Below are 16,164 nucleotides of genomic sequence, written 5' to 3'. Positions count from 1 at the left end.
CGAAGGCGAACCGCATCGTCGCGCAAGCAGACACGCTGCGATTGCCACGACGGGCAATCGTCGCCGTTCGCGATCAACCTAAGCGCGTAATCACCGGCGCGACTTGTTCATCGCGCCCCAAGGCGCGACCGACGCGCTCCAACGCCGCCGCGAGCTCGCGCGCATCATCGGCGCGCAGCGTTGCGTGTCCGACCTTGCGCCCGTCGCGCGGCGACTTGCCGTAATCGTGCCAATGCCCGCCCGCTTCGTTGAGCACCGCGGTCGCGTCGGGCATCTCGCCTATCCAATTGAGCATGCAGGCCTGGCCGAGCATGCGCGTATCGCCCAGCGGCAGGCCGAGCACGGCGCGCAGGTGGTTCTGGAACTGCGAGGTCTCGCTGCCTTCGATGGTCCAGTGGCCGGAGTTGTGCACGCGCGGCGCGAGTTCGTTGGCCAGCAACTGGCCGTCGCGGCAGAACAGCTCCAGCGCGAACACGCCGACGTAGTCCAGGGCCTCGGCGAGCTTGCGCGCATAGCCGTGCGCGGTGGCCGCGAGCGCCTCGTCGGCCTGCGCGGGCGCGAGGCTGGCCGAGAGCACGCCGTCGACGTGCCAGTTCTCGGTGAGCGGCCAGGCGCGGAATTCGCCGTCGCGGCCGCGCACGGCGACCACCGACAGCTCGCGCTCGAAGCGCACGAAACCTTCCAGGATCAGCCCGACCGTGGCCGCCTGCGCGCCCAGCGCGGCCCAGGCCGCGTCGGCGTCGGCCGGCGTCTTGATGCGGAACTGGCCCTTGCCGTCGTAGCCCAGGCGGCGGGTCTTGAGGATGCAGGGCGTGCCGATCGCGGCGATCGCCGCGTCCAGCGCCGCGCGCGTGGCGACGTCGGCGAACTCGGGCACCGGAATGCCGAGCTCGCGGAACAGGGTCTTCTCGGCCAGACGGTCCTGGGCCACGGCCAGCGCGCGCGGGCTCGGGAACACCGGCACGCGCTCGGCCAGCCACTGCCCCGACTCGGCCGGCACGTTCTCGAAATCGAAGGTGGCCACGTCGATCTTGGACGCGAACTCGGCCAGCGCGGCCTGGTCGGTGTAGTCGCCCACCACCATCGGCGCGAACTGGCTGGCGCAGGCGTCGCCGGCCGCGTCCATGACCAGGAAGCGCAGGCCCAGCGGCGCGCCGGACAGTGCGAGCATGCGGGCGAGCTGCCCGCCGCCGAGGATGCCGACCGTCGTCATTTACGCGGATCGTCGTTGGCGAGCACGTCGTCGGTCTGCTTGGCGCGGAACGCATTCAACGCCTGACCGATCGCGGCGTGCTCCGGCGCCAGCAGGGCGGCCGCGAACAGGGCGGCATTGGCGGCGCCGGCGTTGCCGATCGCGAAGGTCGCCACCGGAATACCGGCCGGCATCTGCACTATGGACAGCAGCGAATCCATGCCGTTGAGCGCCTTGGACTGCACCGGCACGCCCAGTACCGGCACCGCGGTCTTGGACGCCAGCATGCCCGGCAGGTGGGCGGCGCCGCCGGCGCCAGCGATGATCGCGCGCAGGCCGCGCGCGGCCGCGGTGTCGGCGTACTCGAACAGCACGTCCGGGGTGCGATGGGCCGAGACCACGCGCACTTCATGCGGCACGCCCAGGGCCTCCAGCTTGGCGGCGGCGTGCTGCATGGTCTCCCAGTCTGAGCGCGAGCCCATGACGATGCCGACCAGCGGCGGCGCTGCGGAAGCGGACGAATCGGGTGCGGACATTGGTCGGGCCTTGGCGCAAAGACGTATTCTAACGCCCTGTCCCGTCGTATCGGCACCGCACCGTATGGATCGCAAACTGTTGGACCTGCTCGTCTGCCCCCTCACCCGCCAGCCCCTGCTGCCTCTGGACAATCGCGGCCTGCAGGCGCTGAACGCCGCGATCGCGGCCGGCGGCGTGGTCCGCGGCGACGGCAGCGCGCAAACCCAGGCGCTGCGCGAGGGCCTGATCACGCGCGACCGCAAGACCGTCTACCGCATCGACGACGGCATCCCGGTGCTGCTGACCGAGGAAGCCATCGCCACCGCCCAGCTCGACGGCTTCCCCTCGGCATGAGCGCGCCCGTCGCGCCGCCACCGGCCGAGCAGGTCGAGTCCGACGTCGCCCAGGCCCTGGCCGAGGACCTCGGCAGCGGCGACGTCACCGCCGCCCTGCTGCCCGACATGGCCGACAGCGCCTATCTGCTGTGCAAGGAAGCCGCGGTGGTCTGCGGCCGGCCCTGGTTCGACGCCTGCCACCGCGCCCTGGACCCGGATGTGCGCGTCGATTGGCGCGTGGCCGAGGGCGACCACGTCGCCGCCGGCACCGTGCTGGCCACCCTGCAGGGCCGCGCGCGCGCGCTGGTCAGCGCCGAGCGCGCCTCGCTGAACTTCATGCAGACCCTGTCGGGCACGGCCACGGTCACCGCGGCCTATGTCGAGGCCGTGCGCGGCACCCGCGCCAAGATCCTCGACACCCGCAAGACCCTGCCCGGCCTGCGCCTGGCGCAGAAGTACGCGGTGCGCGTGGGCGGCGGCGTGAACCACCGCATCGGCCTGTACGACACGGTGATGCTGAAGGAAAACCACGTGCGCGCCGCCGGCTCGCTGACCGCCGCTATCCAGGCCGCGCGGGCAATGCATCCGGATCTACCGCTGATCGTCGAGGTCGAGTCGATCGCGCAATTGCACGAGGCGCTGACGCAAGGCTGCGACCGCATCCTGATCGACGACTTCGACGCCGCCACCCGCCGCGAGGCGGTGCGGATCGCGTCCGGCGCGCCCTACCTGGGCAAGATTCCGTTGGAAGTTTCCGGCGGCGTCGACCTGGCCGGCTTGCGCGCGATCGCCGAGGACGGCGTGGACTGCATCTCGATCGGCGGCCTGACCAAGCACGTGCGCGCGATCGACCTGTCGCTGAAGCTGGGTCCGCCGCCGGGCGAGGCCTGAGCGCTACCAAACGGCTCTGGGGTAGGAGCGGCGTGAGCCGCGACCGTCCTCCACCGTGGCCCGCGCCGTCGCAGCAACTGCGGTGACGCGGTCGCGGCTCACGCCGCTCCTACACGAAGCAGCCCGTAGGATGCGGTGAGCATAGCGAACCGCATCGTCGCGAATCGCCCCGCACTCGACGTAGCCGTAGGATGCGGTGAGCGCAGCGAACCGCATCGTCGCGAGCCGTCACACGCTCAACGCAACAACACGAACCCCACCAGCGCCAGCAGCGTCACGCCCGCGAGCGCGGCCCAATGCCAGGTCGGCCGGCTCAGCTTGAGCGGCGTGGTGGTCGGTGCCGACGCGGCGGCGCCTTCGCCGGCCGGCGCCTCCTGTAGCGAACCGGTCAGGCGGAAACGCAGCTGGTCGAAGCCGATCTCGTCGCCGGTCTGGGCGATCGCGCGCAGCACGCGGCGGCCGTTGATGCTGGTGCCATTGGTCGAGCCCAGGTCTTCGATCTGCAGGCCGTCGTGGGTCGGAATCAGGCGCGCGTGCTGGCGCGACAAGCCGGGCTGGTCCAACTGCAAACCGCAATCGGCGGAGCGCCCGACCACGGTCGCGGCCAGCAAGGGGAAGCTTCGGCCGAACAGGTCGCCCGAAACCCCGCGCAGCACATAGCGCGGCAGCACCGGCCGCACCGCGGTCACGCCGGGATCGTCGTTGGCCGAAGGCGGCAACACGACCGCCACACCGCCCTGATGGCGCACGGCCGACGGCCCGATCGCGGCCAGGCGCGCGCGCACTTCGTCGAAGCTGACATCGTCGCCGGGCCGCAGCGCGATCAGGCCGGCCGCGACCTGACGGCCGTTGACGCGCACCTGCGCACCGGGCGGCACGTCCAGCATCACGCCCTGCGCACTCACGTGCAGCTGGCAGTGCTGGGGCATGACCCCGGGGCGATCGAGCACGATGGTGGACTCCGGGTCGGAGCCGACCCGGTTGACGCCGTGGCCCAGCAGTACCTGCGGATGCTCGCCGTCCGGAAAGACCAGTTTCATAGAATTTGCGTTTTCCCCTGATGCGCGACAGCGTAGGGCATAACCCTTGCGAGTTGCGCATACCGAGGCCACATTAAAAGCATGCCTACTTTGATTCTGTTAATGATCCTGGGCGCCGCCGCGTTCTCGTTCTGGAGCGCCGGGCGCGCCGCCGCCGAACGCGCCGAGGCGCTGGGCCGCGACGCCTGCAAGGCCGCCGGCGTGCAGTGGCTGGACCAGAGCGTGCATGCGATCGGGATGCGCCTGTGCCGGCACGAGAGCGGCTGGCTGGGCCTGGAGCGCACCTTCCGCTTCGACTATTCGCTGGACGGCGAGGACCGCCACATCGGCCGCATGGTCCTGCGCGGCGAACGCCTGATCGCCTTCAGCGGGCCGGTGTCGCGGGCGCCTACGCAGTTGCATTGAGGGCGGGCCCGTTCGCCGCCGCGCCCCGGATGATTTCTGTGGGAGCGGCGTAAGCCGCGATTGCGCCACCGCGAGCGGCGACGCAACTGAGGGTTCGCGATCGCGGCTTACGCCGCTCCCACAGGAAGCAGGGGCGGCGCAGGTGACTGGGCTGGCGATGCCGATCCAGGGGGCGCGATCACGGCCTACGCCGTTCCTACCCAAGAGCGAGAATCGCGCGAGGGCTTACTTCACCACCCGCAGATGCCCGCCGCGGCGCGGCGTGGGGGTGTGCGGGCCGTCGTCGTCGCCGTCGGGCAACGGTTCGCTGGGCACGGCCGCCAGCGGCGCATGGGTCGGCGACATCGGCTCGTCGAAATCCTCGGCCGGGTCGTCGTGGCCGCCTTCGTTGGTGGTGGCCTCGTCCGGCAGGGCCATGCCCTGCCCGGTTTCGCGCGCGTAGATCGCCAGCACCGCGCCCACCGGCACCGAGACCGGGTGGCTGACGCCGCCGAAGCGGGCGCTGAAGCGGATGGTGTCGTTGCCCATTTCCAGGCGCGAGACCGCGCGCTCGGCCACGTTGAGCACGATCTTGCCGTCCTTCACCGCATGGGTGGGGACCTGGACCATCGGGCGGGTGGCGTCGACCAGCAGGTGCGGGGTCATGCCGTTGTCGGCGATCCACTCGTACAGCGCCCGCAGCAAATACGGGCGGTGGCTGGTCATGCTGGGGGCGTTCTCATCACTCATGCCCGCCAGTTTAGCGCCTGGCCGGCGGTCCCGACGTGCCTGTCGTCCGCGATCCGGCGACTGCCGGATCGCGCAAGGCGACGGAGGGCTGCTGCGCCGCGTTTAGGCGGGCATGTCGCGCAGCTTGCGTTCCTGGTCGGTCAGGCTGCGGGTGAAGCCCGGATTGCGGAAAATCCGGTTGCCGTAATCCTCGATCGCCTTGCCGTCCTTGGGCAGCGGCACGCCCAGCGAATCCAGGCGCCAGATGATCGGCGCCATGGCGCAGTCGGCCAGGCTCATTTCCGGATTCAGGAAGAATTTGCTGGCCTTGAACAGCGGCACCGACGCGGTCAGCAGCTCCTTCAGACGCTTGCGCGCGGCCTCGGCCTGGGCCTTGTTGCCGAGTTGGATCGCCTGCACCTGCGGCACCCAGTCGTGCTCCAGGCGCAGGGTCGCCAGGCGCAGACGCGCGCGCGACAGCGGATCGACCGGCATCAGCGGCGGATGCGGGTAACGCTCGTCCAGGTATTCGCTGACCACGCTGGCCGCATACAGCACCAGATCGCGCTCGACCAGGGTCGGCACCGAGTGGTACGGGTTGAGATCGACCAGATCTTCGGGGGGATTCTGCGGGTCCACCGGAATCAGGTCGTAGGTGACGCCCTTGGCGGCCAACACCAGGCGCACGCGATGACACAGCACGCAGTCGGTGGAGGAAAACAGGGTCAGGGCATTACGCATACGTGGACTCGCCGCCATCATCGACCTCTCCAGCAACCGGAATCCGCCGGTCGCAAGACGCCCCCCACCCCGTGTGGGCGGTCGTCACGGTCCCCGAGCGTATGCGGTTTCCCGCCTTCAGCGAAAGGCTTGGGCATCCCGGCCGGCCTGACGAAGAAGGCCCGCGCATTGCTGCGCGGGCCGTTCGGGGAAATCGCTTAGTGCTCGACGTCTCGCCAGTACTCGCTCTTGAGCAGGTAGGCGAGGAAGGTGAACACCGCCAGGAACAGGATCACCCAAACGCCCAGACTTTCGCGCTTGAGGGCGGCCGGTTCGCCGGCGTACTCGAGGAATGCGGTGATATCGCGCACCGACTGGTTGAACTGCTCCGGTTCGAGCGTGCCGGGGCTGCCGGCCTCGAACTTGGTGAAGCACTTGCCGTCGATTTCGCTGGTGCCGTGCGGGCACTCCATGATGGGCTTGCCCTTATCGTCCTTCTTTTCGCCGAACAAGCCGTGCGCCGGCTCCTTGTCGGTGAACTTCGGGGTCTGGGTGCCCTGCATCTGCCACAGCGGGTTGGGCATCGAGGCGTTCGGGAACAGGGCGTTGTTCCAGCCCAGCGGACGCGCCTCGTCCAGGTAGAAGGACTTGAGGTAGGTGTAGATCCAATCGCTGCCGCGCACGCGGGCGATCACGCTCAGGTCCGGCGGCATCTTGCCGAACCACTGGTTGGCGTGCTCCGGGGTCAGGCTGACCTGGATCTGCTCGCCGAACTTGGCGCCGGTGAAGTTGAGGTTGGTCATCACCTCGTCTTCGGTCAGGCCCAGGTCCTCGGCGATGCGCGAGTAACGCAGGTACTTGAGCGAATGGCAGCCCGAGCAGTAGTTCATGTACAGCTGGGCGCCGCGCTGCAGCGACGCGCGGTCGCCCAGGTCGGTACCGGCCTGCATCAGGTTGCCGCCGCCGGAAGCGAAGGCGGTGACCGACACGAGCATGCCGGCGGCGAAGGTGGCGAGCTTCTTCACGATGCGGTTCTTCATCAGAGGCTGGCTGGTCTTAGTCATGCATCGTCACCCGTTCCGGGACCGGCTTGGTCTTGTCGAACTTGGTCCACAGCGGCATGGTGATGAAGAAGGCGAAGTACAGGAAGGTCAGCACGCGACCGACGATGGTCTCGACCGGGTCGGTACCCGGGCCGGCGCCGATCTTGCCCAGCCACACGAAGCTCAGCGCGAACACGCCCAGCAGCACCTTGGACAGCAGGCCGCGGTAGCGGTAGGACTTGACCTTGGCGCGGTCCAGCCACGGGACCAGGAACAGGATCGCGATCGCGCCGAACATCACCAGCACGCCCGACAGCTTGTGCGGGATCACGCGCAACATCGCGTAGTACGGCGTGTAGTACCACACCGGCTTGATGTGCTCCGGCGTCACCAAGCGGTTGGCCTCGGTGAAGTTGTCGTGCTCCAGGAACCAGCCGCCGAACGCCGGCGCGAAGAAGATGATGAACGCGGCCAGGATCAGGAAGAAGCCGACGCCCACCAGGTCCTTGACCGTGTAGTACGGGTGGAACGGGATGCCGTCCTTGGGCTTGTTCGCATCCCAACGGTTGCCCTTCGGACCCTTCTTGATGTCGACGCCGTCGGGGTTGTTGGAACCGACCTCGTGCAGCGCGCCCAGGTGCAGCACGACCAGCAGCAGCAGCACCAGCGGCAGCGCGATCACGTGCAGAGCGAAGAAGCGGTTGAGGGTGGCGTCGCCGGGCAGGTAGTCGCCCATGATCCACTCGGTCAGGCCGTTGCCGATCACCGGGATCGCGCCGAACAGCGAGATGATCACCTTGGCGCCCCAGAACGACATCTGGCCCCACGGCAGCACGTAGCCCATGAAGGCTTCGGCCATCAGCACCAGGTAGATCAGCATGCCCAGGATCCACACCAGCTCGCGCGGCTTCTGGTACGAGCCGTACAGCAGGCCGCGGAACATGTGCAGGTAGACGACGATGAAGAACAGCGAGGCGCCGGTGCTGTGCATGTAGCGGATCAGCCAGCCCCACTCCACGTCGCGCATGATGTATTCGACCGACGAGAACGCTTCGGCCGCGGACGGCTTGAAGTGCATCGTCAGGAAGATGCCGGTCAGTATCTGGTTGACCAGCACCAACAGCGCCAGCGAACCGAAGTAGTACCAGACATTGAAATTCTTCGGCGCGTAGTACTCGGTCATGTGCTTGCGGTAGACCGGCATCATGCCGGGCGCGCGCGCGTTGACCCAATCCCAGACGCCGGTGGCGGTGCGGGTAATGATGTTGGACATGACTTACGCCGCTCCCTTCGGATCCACGCCGATGATGATCGTGGTGTCGTTCTCGTAGTGGTGCGGCGGCACCAGCAGGTTGATCGGCGCCGGAACGCCCTGGAACACGCGGCCGGACATGTCGAAGCGCGACTTGTGGCAGGGGCAGAAGTAACCGCCCTTCCACTCCGGATCGAACGGTTCGGGACGAATCTCGGCCTTCATTTCCGGCGAGCAGCCCAGGTGGGTGCACAGGCCGACCAGGACCGAGATGTCCTTCTTGATCGAGCGGAACTCGCCCTTGATGTAGGACGGCTGCTGGTCGAGGTTGGTCGACAGCGGATCGCGCAGATGGCTGTCCAGGGTCGGCAGCGCTTCCAGGATCGCCTTGGAGCGCTTGACGATCCAGATCGGCTGACCGCGCCATTCGAAGACCAGGCGCTGGCCTTCCTCCAGGGCGCTGATGTCGGCCGTCACCGGAGCACCGGCGAGCTTGGCGCGCGCGCTGGGGTTCCAGGACTTAATGAAGGGCACCGCCGCAAAACCGGCCCCGACTGCGCCGACCACTGCCGTGGTCGCCGTCAGGAACCGACGGCGGCCCGTATTGATAGGATCGTTGACCCCTTGGTTGGCCATCCGGCACTCCGCAAAGCTGCAATTCGAAGTTACGCCGCACAGCGCGCCGCCACTGGCGACGGCTCGCGGCTCAAAAGACGGGGAAGTGTAACGGAACGGTTAACGGCCCGACAATCCGCCGCTGCGGCGAAACCCGGCCGCAGGCGCCGGCCCGAGGCCGTCGCCCCCCTGCGCCGCAAGCGCGCGGGGGCGCCGATCGCGCCGCGACCGTCGCGGAAACGTCCACGGGACGGGGATCAGCGCACCACGGGGCCGGCGCGGTAACGCTGCGCCAGCAAGGCCACGCGCTGCACGTAGCGCTGGGTTTCGCTGTAGGGCGGCACGCCCTTGTACTTGTCGACCGCGCCCTCGCCGGCGTTGTAACCCGCCGCGGCCAGGGTCAGATCGCCGTTGAAACGCTTGAGCAGCCAAGCCAGGTACTGCACGCCGCCCTGGATGTTCTGGCTGGCGTCGAAGGCGTTGGAGACCCCGAACCGGCGCGCGGTGGCCGGCATCAGCTGCATCAGGCCCTGGGCCCCGACCCGCGACAGCGCATTGGGGTTATAGGCCGACTCGGCATGGATGATCGCGCGCACGATCGCTTCTTCGACCCCGTGCTGGCGGGCCGCGGCCGCGATTTCGTCGCGGTAGGCCTCCATGTTCAGGCGGATCGAGCCGAAATTGACCCCCGGCCGCGCCGCGCAGGCGTAGCAGGTCTCCATGAAGCTGTACTTGATCGTGCGCACCGCCGAAGCGTTGGCCAGGCCCTTGGGGCGCTTGCTGGTGTAGTGGCGGACGCCGTCCTTGATATAGGAATAGACCTGGCCCTGGACCAGACGCGAGCTGGGCGCCGAGGGCGCGGCCGGCATCGCGGCGACGGGGGCCGGCGCCGCCTGCGGCGCGCTGGCGGCGGTCGCGACCGTGGCCGACGTGCCCATGAAGGTGGCCGGCGGGTTGGAATGGATCGAGGCGGGCGAGCCCGCGACCGGGTTGGCCGGCGTCGCGCTGCCGGCGCCGCTGGGCGCGCGCGCCGGCACGTAGGCCGCCGAGCGGCTGGGCCGGTACTGGCTGACCACGGTGCACTTGGCCCCGGGCACGCGCTTGCTCACGTAGCTGCGTTCGCCGCTCGCGCTGTCGCAGCGGTACACGGTGCCGGCCACGGCGGGCGCCACGGCCAGCAGGCAGACGATCCCCAGCAGTAGCGAGCCCCCCCTCATGGCGGCGAGTGTCTCCCTTCGGGCACGGGTTGCCAAGTCCTTGATTCGAAAACGTGACGGCCGCCTCCGACCGGCCCAAGGCGCTAAACTGGCGCCCCTTTCCGGCGCGGATTAACCGCCGCCCTCCCCGGACACCGCCATGACCGACACCGTTTTGCCCGTCGCGCCCGAAGCCGACGCGGCCCCCACGCCCCGCGGCAAACTCTTCATCGAGACCCACGGCTGCCAGATGAATGAGTACGACTCGGCCAAGATGGCCGACGTACTCGCCGCCAGCGAAGGCCTGGAACTCACTACCGACGCGGCCGAAGCCGACGTCATCCTGATCAACACCTGCTCGATCCGCGAAAAGGCCCAGGAGAAGGTGTTCAGCCAGCTCGGGCGCTGGAAGCAGCACAAACAGGGCGACCGCCCGGTCATCATCGGCGTCGGCGGCTGCGTCGCCTCGCAGGAAGGCGAGGCCATCGTCAAGCGCGCGCCCTACGTCGACCTGGTGTTCGGCCCGCAGACCCTGCACCGCCTGCCCGAGCTGATCGCCGCCAAGCGCGCCACCGGCAAGCCGCAGGTCGACATCAGCTTCCCCGAGATCGAGAAGTTCGACCGCATGCCCGAGCCGCGCGCAGAGGGCCCCAGCGCGTTCGTCTCGATCATGGAGGGCTGCAGCAAGTACTGCTCGTTCTGCGTGGTGCCCTACACCCGCGGCGAGGAAGTCAGCCGCCCGTTCGAGGACGTGCTGGTCGAGGTCGCCCAGCTCGCCGCCCAGGGCGTGCGCGAGGTCAACCTGCTCGGCCAGAACGTCAATGCGTATCGCGGCCCCTACGGCGAGGACGGCGAGATCGCCGACCTGGGCCTGCTGATCCGCACCATCGCCGAGATCGACGGCATCGACCGCATCCGCTTCACCACCTCGCACCCGCTGGAGTTCAGCGACTCGCTGGTGGAGGCCTATCGCGACGTGCCGCAGCTGGCCAACTACCTGCACCTGCCGGTCCAGGCCGGCAGCGACCGCGTGCTGGCGGCGATGAAGCGCGGCTACACCGCGCTGGAGTTCAAGCAGAAGATCCGCAAGCTGCGCGCCGTGCGTCCCGACATCTCGATCTCCTCGGACTTCATCGTCGGCTTCCCCGGCGAAACCGAGGCCGATTTCGAGAAGACCATGAAACTGATCGAGGACGTCGGCTTCGACCAGTCGTTCTCCTTCATTTACTCGCGCCGCCCCGGCACGCCCGCGGCCGATCTGGAAGATGCCGTCAGCGACGCCGAGAAGCACGCGCGCCTGTCGCGCCTGCAGGCCACCATCAACGTCAACGCGATGCGCATCTCCCAGGCCATGGTCGGCAGCGTCCAGACCGTGCTGGTGGAGGGCCCCTCGCGCAAGGACCCCAACGAACTCACCGGCAAGACCGAGAACATGCGCTCGGTGAACTTCGCCGCGCCGGCGCGCCTGATCGGCCAGTTCGTCGACGTGGTCATCACCGATGCCCTGTCCAACTCGTTGCGCGGACGCGTGCTGACCGAACAGGACCGCGACGCCGCCTGAGCCCACGGAGCCCCGCATGGACCGCGACTTCAACATCCGCGAGATCGGCCCAGACGAGTTCGACCGCTTGTGGCCGATCTTCCACGAGGTGCTCGCGCGCGGCGAGAGCTACAACTATCCGGCCGAGCTGTCGCTGGAACGCGCGCGCGAAATGTGGACCGCCCCGCCCTACCGCTGCTACATCGCCCAGGGCGACGACGGCGAAACCCTGGGCGGCTACAAGCTCGGCCCCAACTACGCCGGCCGCGGCGACCATGTCGCCAACGCCAGCTACATGGTGGCCGAACGCTGCTGGGGCCAGGGCGTGGGCTCGGCGCTGTGCGAGCACTCGCTGGCGCAGGCGCGCCAGGCCGGCTACCTGGCGATGCAGTTCAACTACGTCGTCAGCAGCAACGCGGCCGCCGTGCACCTGTGGCTCAAGCACGGCTTCCAGATCGTCGGCCAGATCCCCGGCGCCTTCCGCCACGTCAGCCTGGGCCTGGTCGACGTATACGTGATGCACCGCCTGCTATGAGGCGGCGCGTCGTCGCGCCGCCTGTGCGCTAGACCATGAAGCCCAGATCGCGGCTCGGGTAGTTGCGCAGGTTCGGGAAGATCAGGTCCAGCTCCGAATCGCCCACGCCGAACCAGCGCGCCAGGGTCGCCGCGTACTGATCCACCGAGGTGGTCGGGATGATCTGGCCCCAGCCGGCATCGTCGGGCCCCTCGTTCTGCAGGGTCGGCATGCGCCCGTAGAAACGCCCGCCGCGCACCGCGCCGCCGACCGCGAAGTGATGGCTGCCCCAACCGTGGTCGGAGCCGTCGCCGTTGGACGACAGCGTGCGGCCGAAGTCCGAGGCGGTGAAGGCGGTGACGTTGTTGGCCACGCCCAGCTCGACCGTCGACTGATAGAACGCGGTCATCGCCTGCGACAGCTGCGACAGCAACTCCGGCTGCTCGGCCAGCAGGCGGTCGTGGTGATCGAAGCCGCCCATCGACACGAAGTAGACCTGCCGCTTCAACCCCAGCACGCTGCGCACCTTGATCAGCCGCGCGACCATCTTGAGCTGGCTGGCCAGGTCGTTGTCGGGGAACGCCGTGGTCAGCGGCGTCGAGCTCTCCAGCGCCGTGGACACGGCCTCGGCGTTCTCTCGCGCGCGCCGGAACGCGTCGGCGTAGCTGCGTTCGAACACGTGGCCCTGCGTACCCTGCTGCATCAGCCCCAGCATGGCCTCGCGGGTGTCGCCGTCCCATTCGAAATAACTGAACCTGCGCGGGCCGTCGCTGCCGATCACGTACTGGCTGCCGCTTTGCGCGCGGTGCAGGATGCTTTCGAAATTGAGGGCGATGTTCATCGGAATGAAAGCGCCGGGGTTGGCGTCGTGCAGCAGGTCGGCGATGCGACCGCCCCAGCCCAGGCCGCTGCCGTCGTTGGCGCGCGAGATCTGCCAGTACGACTGCTGGTCGTTGTGCGAGAACAACTGCGGCGGCACGTCGGCGCCGCCGGCCTGGTACTGGGCCTTGGTCACCGGCCGCACCAGGGTGCCGACGTTGCCCAGGATCGCCGCGCGGCCGTTGTTGAACAGGCCTTGTAGGCCGCTCATGCCGATCGCGTCGTTGCCGTTGGTGGAGGCCTGCAGGCCGTAGTCGGCGCCGTCGGAGGCGCCGCCGCCGGCTTGCGGCGTCAGCGCCAGCAACTGCGCCTGCGGCACCGCCAGGGTCGCGCGCGCGGTGGCGTAGCGCTGGTAATGGGTGGCGCTGCGCGGCACCACCATGTTCAGGCCGTCGTTGCCGCCGAACAGGAACACGCACACCAGCGCCTTGTAGTCGGAGAACGCGTTCGGGCCGTAGGCGCGGGTCGCCGACTCCAGCAGGCGCAGATTGCCGCGCGCCGAGTACAGGCCAGCGCCGCCCAGGCCCGCGAGGATGGCCCGGCTCAGAAAGTCGCGACGGTTCATGCTTCGTCTCCTCGTGCGTTCATTTCTGCACCACGTATTCGGGCGAGTTGACGATGATGTACAGCGCTTCCTGGATCCGCACGCGGCGCTCTTCGTCGGTGCCGGCCGGCATGCCGTTCAAGCGGTGCAGCAGCACGCCGCGCATGCGCGTGGACATCTGTCCCGACAGGAACAGGGTGTTGTAGCGCTGGATCAGATCGGCCGGACGCGTGGCGTAGGGCATGTCGTCGGCCAGGTCGATCGCGACCTCGTGCGGGCTCAGGTCCGGCGCGCCGACGAACACCTCGTAGATCTTGGCGCCGAAATAGCCCTCGGTGCCGGGCATCTGATAGTCGGTGGCCAGCTGCATTTCCGGCACCGCCAGCCCCAGTTGCGCGGGCTCGCCGATCGGCGAATAGCTCGGGCTGAAGAAGTTGAACACCGACGGCGAGGACAACGGCGCCTGGCCCATGCCGTAGCCGATGGTCCAGAACTCGTCCATGAAGCCCGACTGCGAACGCGCCTTGGTCGCGCGCCACACATGGGTCAGGCGCAACAGGGGCTCGCGCACCTTGCCGAAGTGGGCCGGGCGTTGGTTCGGATCGCGCGCTTCCGGATCCAGCAGGATAGCTTTGACCACCGCCTTCATGTCGCCGCGTACGCCCTGGCCGTTGTCGTTGAAGCGCGCCGCGACCCGACCGACGTAGGCCGGGCTGGGATTGCTGGTGACCAGGCGCTGGATCAGCTGCCTGCCGATGTAGGGCCCGACGTTGGGGTGCTGAAAGATGTTGTCCAGCGCCGCACGCAGATCGGTGGGGCCGTCGCCGCCGGCCGGCAACACGCCGCCGGACAGAGCCACGCCCGGGTACACCAGCAACTGTTTGGCCTGCGCCGAGGCGTGGTAGGCGGCGTGGTTCTGCATCGGCTTGATCCAGGCCGGCGCGTCGGAGTCGTAGTAGTAGCAATCGAACTCGCGGCAGCCGTTGAAGGTCCAGCCGGTGAACACGTGGGCGAAGCCCTTGACCGTGTCCTGGTTGTAGGTCGGCACGTTGCGGCCGTTCTCCAGCAACGGCGTGCCGTCGGGATTCAGCCGCAACAGGCCGACGCTGAACAGCTGCAGCACCTCGCGCGCGTAGTTCTCGTCGGGACGGATGTTGCGCGCCGGGTCGGGCTTCTGGTTCTGCATCATCGACAGGTAGATGCCCATCGCCGGATGCAGGGTCACGTCCTCCAGCAGTTGCCGGAAGTTGCCGAAGGCGCCGCGCGCGAGGGTGTCGTAGTAATCGGTGACGCCATGCGGCGCGTTGCCGAGCAGGTCCGAATTGGCGTCGGACACCACCAGGATCTCGCTGAGCGCGAACGCCACGCGCTGGCGCAGTTGGTCGCGGTGCACCAGCTGCGGATCGAATGGATCGCGCCCGCCCAGCGCGTGCAGGAACCAGGCGTCCATGCGCCATTCGCGGCGCAGGTCGCCGCCGGTCGCGGCGCTGGCGGCGTTGAGGAAGCGCAGCTGCGACGACAGCGGCACGGTCGCCTGCTCATCGATCCAGCCCGAGTAGCCCAGTTGCTGGACGCGGTCGATGTCGGCCCAGGTCGGGCCGAACGTGGCCTGGGCCAGGAAGTTGGCGGCCTGTGCATCGTCGATCACCAGTTGCGCCGGCAGTGGTCCGGACTTCGGCGGCGCCGGTTTGGCCGCGTTCGCGACGGCCTTGGGCGCGGGCGGCGGCGACAGCGCGCGCCACCAACGATCGGGAACCGACACCACACCCAGCACCAGCAGCAGCACCAACAGACGCGGCCAGACGGTCGCCCATCCTGCGCGCAATGCGATCCATCTCATGCAGCCGCCCCCTTCGCTGATGGGCGGTGATGCTAGCGCGCCGGCATGTTCGGATTCTTGATAGCACGCACAGTAATCGATGCGCGCGCGCGTCGGATCGACTTGATCGAAGACCGCGGTCGCGGTAGCCATGCCGCGTTCGCATCGCGACGGTATCGCCAGTCGCAGGCCCGCCAAGATCGGCATACAACAAGCGACGACGACGTCGCCTATTCGCGCACGCATCCAACGATGTCCGGCATCGCAGCGACATCGCGGCGCGCCGCGACAGGCCGGCTGCGGCGCGTGAACCTGAGCTGTCCGCGTCGTTAACTATAAATTAACAACATTCCCGGCCCGGCCATGCTGCGGGCCGCGAGGGTGCTAGAACACATCCACCCCACCCCTCCGCGGTTTTAAGGAAAAGACGCCATGAGCAGGAACGTACTGTCTAGGAACGAACTGTCCGGGAACGTAATTCTGTCGATCGGTTTGTCGCTGGCACTCGCGACCGGTACGGCCTGGGCCCAGGAGCAAGACGCGGCGCGCGCCACCGAATACGCAGGCGCCTCCTTCGACGCCAAGAGCAGCGCCGACCCCGACACCAATGTCGATCCTGCATCCAAGAGCATCAGCACGAAGGGGGTGAGCTCCACCAAGCCGGAGCCCGGCATCGAGACCGGGGCCGAACCCGAGTCCAAGAGCATCCGCGAAAAAGGCGTCTCCTCCACCAAATCGCGGCGCAACGATGGCACGGCCGTGGAGCCAGCCTCCAAGAGCATCAGCGAACAAGGTGTCGCCGCCCCTGCCAAGCCGCGACACAACCAGGCCATCGAGGTCCTGCCCGCGTCCAGGAGCATCAGCGAGAAGGGCGTCAGCTCCACCAAGTCGCGGCGCAACGAGTGATCCATCGGTCGCACTAGCGCAAGCGGACGCCCTGCCGGCGTCCGCTTGC

16 protein-coding genes and 1 pseudogene are annotated in these 16,164 nt (G+C 68.4%); 6 read left to right on the top strand and 11 right to left on the bottom strand.

The genetic code is table 11. The features are described 5' to 3' along the window. Positions 1-73: 73 nt before the first annotated feature. Positions 74-1,213: a 5-(carboxyamino)imidazole ribonucleotide synthase gene (locus ASE35_RS17000; protein ID WP_057164591.1), complete on the bottom strand. Its 1,140-nt coding sequence runs from the start codon at positions 1,211-1,213 to the stop codon at positions 74-76. Further along, entirely contained in the window at positions 1,210-1,728 is a 519-nt protein-coding gene (gene purE, locus ASE35_RS16995) for a 5-(carboxyamino)imidazole ribonucleotide mutase (protein ID WP_056181535.1), read from the bottom strand. The genes ASE35_RS17000 and purE overlap by 4 nt, the downstream gene beginning before the upstream one ends. Positions 1,729-1,792: 64 nt before the next feature. Here purE and ASE35_RS16990 point away from each other — a divergent pair, with 64 nt between their 5' ends. Together ASE35_RS16990 and nadC are read left to right on the top strand one after the other, a co-directional pair. Further along, positions 1,793-2,062, top strand: a complete 270-nt coding sequence (locus ASE35_RS16990; RefSeq protein WP_056181532.1) for a Trm112 family protein — start codon at positions 1,793-1,795, stop codon at positions 2,060-2,062. Further along, complete coding sequence (gene nadC / locus ASE35_RS16985; RefSeq protein ID WP_057164590.1) at positions 2,059-2,934, top strand: carboxylating nicotinate-nucleotide diphosphorylase; 876 nt, start codon at positions 2,059-2,061, stop codon at positions 2,932-2,934. The genes ASE35_RS16990 and nadC overlap by 4 nt, the downstream gene beginning before the upstream one ends. A gap of 236 nt (positions 2,935-3,170) precedes the next feature. Here nadC and ASE35_RS16980 read toward each other — a convergent pair whose 3' ends face one another. After that, the gene (locus ASE35_RS16980) at positions 3,171-3,974 is read right to left on the bottom strand and encodes an FHA domain-containing protein (RefSeq protein ID WP_056181526.1); all 804 of its coding nucleotides are present in this window, start codon (positions 3,972-3,974) and stop codon (positions 3,171-3,173) included. Between the two features lie 81 nt (positions 3,975-4,055). On the opposite strand from ASE35_RS16980, the gene ASE35_RS16975 reads away from it, so the two are divergent. Beyond that, complete coding sequence (locus tag ASE35_RS16975; protein ID WP_056181522.1) at positions 4,056-4,379, top strand: DUF3301 domain-containing protein; 324 nt, start codon at positions 4,056-4,058, stop codon at positions 4,377-4,379. Between the two features lie 225 nt (positions 4,380-4,604). On the opposite strand, the gene ASE35_RS16970 is transcribed toward ASE35_RS16975, so the two are convergent. From ASE35_RS16970 to ASE35_RS16945, 6 genes are all read right to left on the bottom strand, one after another. Continuing rightward, positions 4,605-5,084, bottom strand: coding sequence for a ClpXP protease specificity-enhancing factor (locus tag ASE35_RS16970; protein ID WP_091631520.1), 480 nt, complete (start codon positions 5,082-5,084; stop codon positions 4,605-4,607). A gap of 126 nt (positions 5,085-5,210) precedes the next feature. Further along, a complete protein-coding gene (locus tag ASE35_RS16965) occupies positions 5,211-5,846 on the bottom strand; it encodes a glutathione S-transferase N-terminal domain-containing protein (protein ID WP_056181943.1) in 636 nt (211 codons plus the stop codon). A 179-nt stretch (positions 5,847-6,025) separates the two neighbouring features. Further along, positions 6,026-6,871: a cytochrome c1 gene (locus tag ASE35_RS16960; RefSeq protein ID WP_200957051.1), complete on the bottom strand. Its 846-nt coding sequence runs from the start codon at positions 6,869-6,871 to the stop codon at positions 6,026-6,028. Next, positions 6,864-8,123 carry a cytochrome bc complex cytochrome b subunit gene (locus ASE35_RS16955; protein WP_056181515.1) on the bottom strand — a complete coding sequence of 420 codons (1,260 nt, stop codon included), beginning with the start codon at positions 8,121-8,123 and terminating at the stop codon, positions 6,864-6,866. The genes ASE35_RS16960 and ASE35_RS16955 overlap by 8 nt, the downstream gene beginning before the upstream one ends. A 3-nt stretch (positions 8,124-8,126) precedes the next feature. Beyond that, entirely contained in the window at positions 8,127-8,738 is a 612-nt protein-coding gene (gene petA / locus ASE35_RS16950; protein WP_056181512.1) for a ubiquinol-cytochrome c reductase iron-sulfur subunit, read from the bottom strand. Positions 8,739-8,974: 236 nt separating this feature from the next. After that, positions 8,975-9,934, bottom strand: a complete 960-nt coding sequence (locus ASE35_RS16945; RefSeq protein ID WP_057164588.1) for a lytic transglycosylase domain-containing protein — start codon at positions 9,932-9,934, stop codon at positions 8,975-8,977. 193 nt (positions 9,935-10,127) lie between these two features. Between ASE35_RS16945 and miaB the strand changes: the two are divergent. Continuing rightward, positions 10,128-11,474, top strand: a pseudogene (gene miaB, locus ASE35_RS16940) (tRNA (N6-isopentenyl adenosine(37)-C2)-methylthiotransferase MiaB); the annotation flags it as partial. A 16-nt stretch (positions 11,475-11,490) separates the two neighbouring features. Next, positions 11,491-11,988 carry a GNAT family N-acetyltransferase gene (locus ASE35_RS16935; RefSeq protein WP_057164586.1) on the top strand — a complete coding sequence of 166 codons (498 nt, stop codon included), beginning with the start codon at positions 11,491-11,493 and terminating at the stop codon, positions 11,986-11,988. A 28-nt stretch (positions 11,989-12,016) separates the two neighbouring features. Here ASE35_RS16935 and ASE35_RS16930 read toward each other — a convergent pair whose 3' ends face one another. Continuing rightward, on the bottom strand, positions 12,017-13,411 hold the full coding sequence (locus tag ASE35_RS16930; protein ID WP_057164585.1) for a DUF1501 domain-containing protein: 1,395 nt from the start codon (positions 13,409-13,411) through the stop codon (positions 12,017-12,019). A 19-nt stretch (positions 13,412-13,430) separates the two neighbouring features. Beyond that, positions 13,431-15,230 carry a DUF1800 domain-containing protein gene (locus ASE35_RS16925; protein ID WP_162259068.1) on the bottom strand — a complete coding sequence of 600 codons (1,800 nt, stop codon included), beginning with the start codon at positions 15,228-15,230 and terminating at the stop codon, positions 13,431-13,433. A 411-nt stretch (positions 15,231-15,641) separates the two neighbouring features. Between ASE35_RS16925 and ASE35_RS16920 the strand changes: the two genes are divergently transcribed. Continuing rightward, positions 15,642-16,115 carry a hypothetical protein gene (locus tag ASE35_RS16920; protein WP_157489532.1) on the top strand — a complete coding sequence of 158 codons (474 nt, stop codon included), beginning with the start codon at positions 15,642-15,644 and terminating at the stop codon, positions 16,113-16,115. Positions 16,116-16,164 lie beyond the last annotated feature (49 nt).

Origin of the sequence: Lysobacter sp. Root916 (genome assembly GCF_001429785.1) — a bacterium.
In the GTDB taxonomy this organism is placed as follows: Bacteria; Pseudomonadota; Gammaproteobacteria; order Xanthomonadales; family Xanthomonadaceae; genus Lysobacter.
The sequence above is the reverse complement of the archived record's forward strand: the minus strand, read 5'-3'. Positions and strand labels throughout refer to the sequence as shown.

Coding starts and splice junctions, on each gene's coding strand:
- petA (WP_056181512.1), bottom strand. CDS start 8,738: ATGGCCAACCAAGGGGTCAACGATCCTATCAATACGGGCCGCCGTCGG.
- ASE35_RS16970 (WP_091631520.1), bottom strand. CDS start 5,084: ATGACCAGCCACCGCCCGTATTTGCTGCGGGCGCTGTACGAGTGGATC.
- ASE35_RS16965 (WP_056181943.1), bottom strand. CDS start 5,846: ATGGCGGCGAGTCCACGTATGCGTAATGCCCTGACCCTGTTTTCCTCC.
- ASE35_RS16945 (WP_057164588.1), bottom strand. CDS start 9,934: ATGAGGGGGGGCTCGCTACTGCTGGGGATCGTCTGCCTGCTGGCCGTG.
- ASE35_RS16980 (WP_056181526.1), bottom strand. CDS start 3,974: ATGAAACTGGTCTTTCCGGACGGCGAGCATCCGCAGGTACTGCTGGGC.
- ASE35_RS17000 (WP_057164591.1), bottom strand. CDS start 1,213: ATGACGACGGTCGGCATCCTCGGCGGCGGGCAGCTCGCCCGCATGCTC.
- nadC (WP_057164590.1), top strand. CDS start 2,059: ATGAGCGCGCCCGTCGCGCCGCCACCGGCCGAGCAGGTCGAGTCCGAC.
- ASE35_RS16975 (WP_056181522.1), top strand. CDS start 4,056: ATGCCTACTTTGATTCTGTTAATGATCCTGGGCGCCGCCGCGTTCTCG.
- ASE35_RS16960 (WP_200957051.1), bottom strand. CDS start 6,871: ATGACTAAGACCAGCCAGCCTCTGATGAAGAACCGCATCGTGAAGAAG.
- purE (WP_056181535.1), bottom strand. CDS start 1,728: ATGTCCGCACCCGATTCGTCCGCTTCCGCAGCGCCGCCGCTGGTCGGC.
- ASE35_RS16920 (WP_157489532.1), top strand. CDS start 15,642: ATGAGCAGGAACGTACTGTCTAGGAACGAACTGTCCGGGAACGTAATT.
- ASE35_RS16925 (WP_162259068.1), bottom strand. CDS start 15,230: ATGAGATGGATCGCATTGCGCGCAGGATGGGCGACCGTCTGGCCGCGT.
- ASE35_RS16935 (WP_057164586.1), top strand. CDS start 11,491: ATGGACCGCGACTTCAACATCCGCGAGATCGGCCCAGACGAGTTCGAC.
- ASE35_RS16930 (WP_057164585.1), bottom strand. CDS start 13,411: ATGAACCGTCGCGACTTTCTGAGCCGGGCCATCCTCGCGGGCCTGGGC.
- ASE35_RS16955 (WP_056181515.1), bottom strand. CDS start 8,123: ATGTCCAACATCATTACCCGCACCGCCACCGGCGTCTGGGATTGGGTC.
- ASE35_RS16990 (WP_056181532.1), top strand. CDS start 1,793: ATGGATCGCAAACTGTTGGACCTGCTCGTCTGCCCCCTCACCCGCCAG.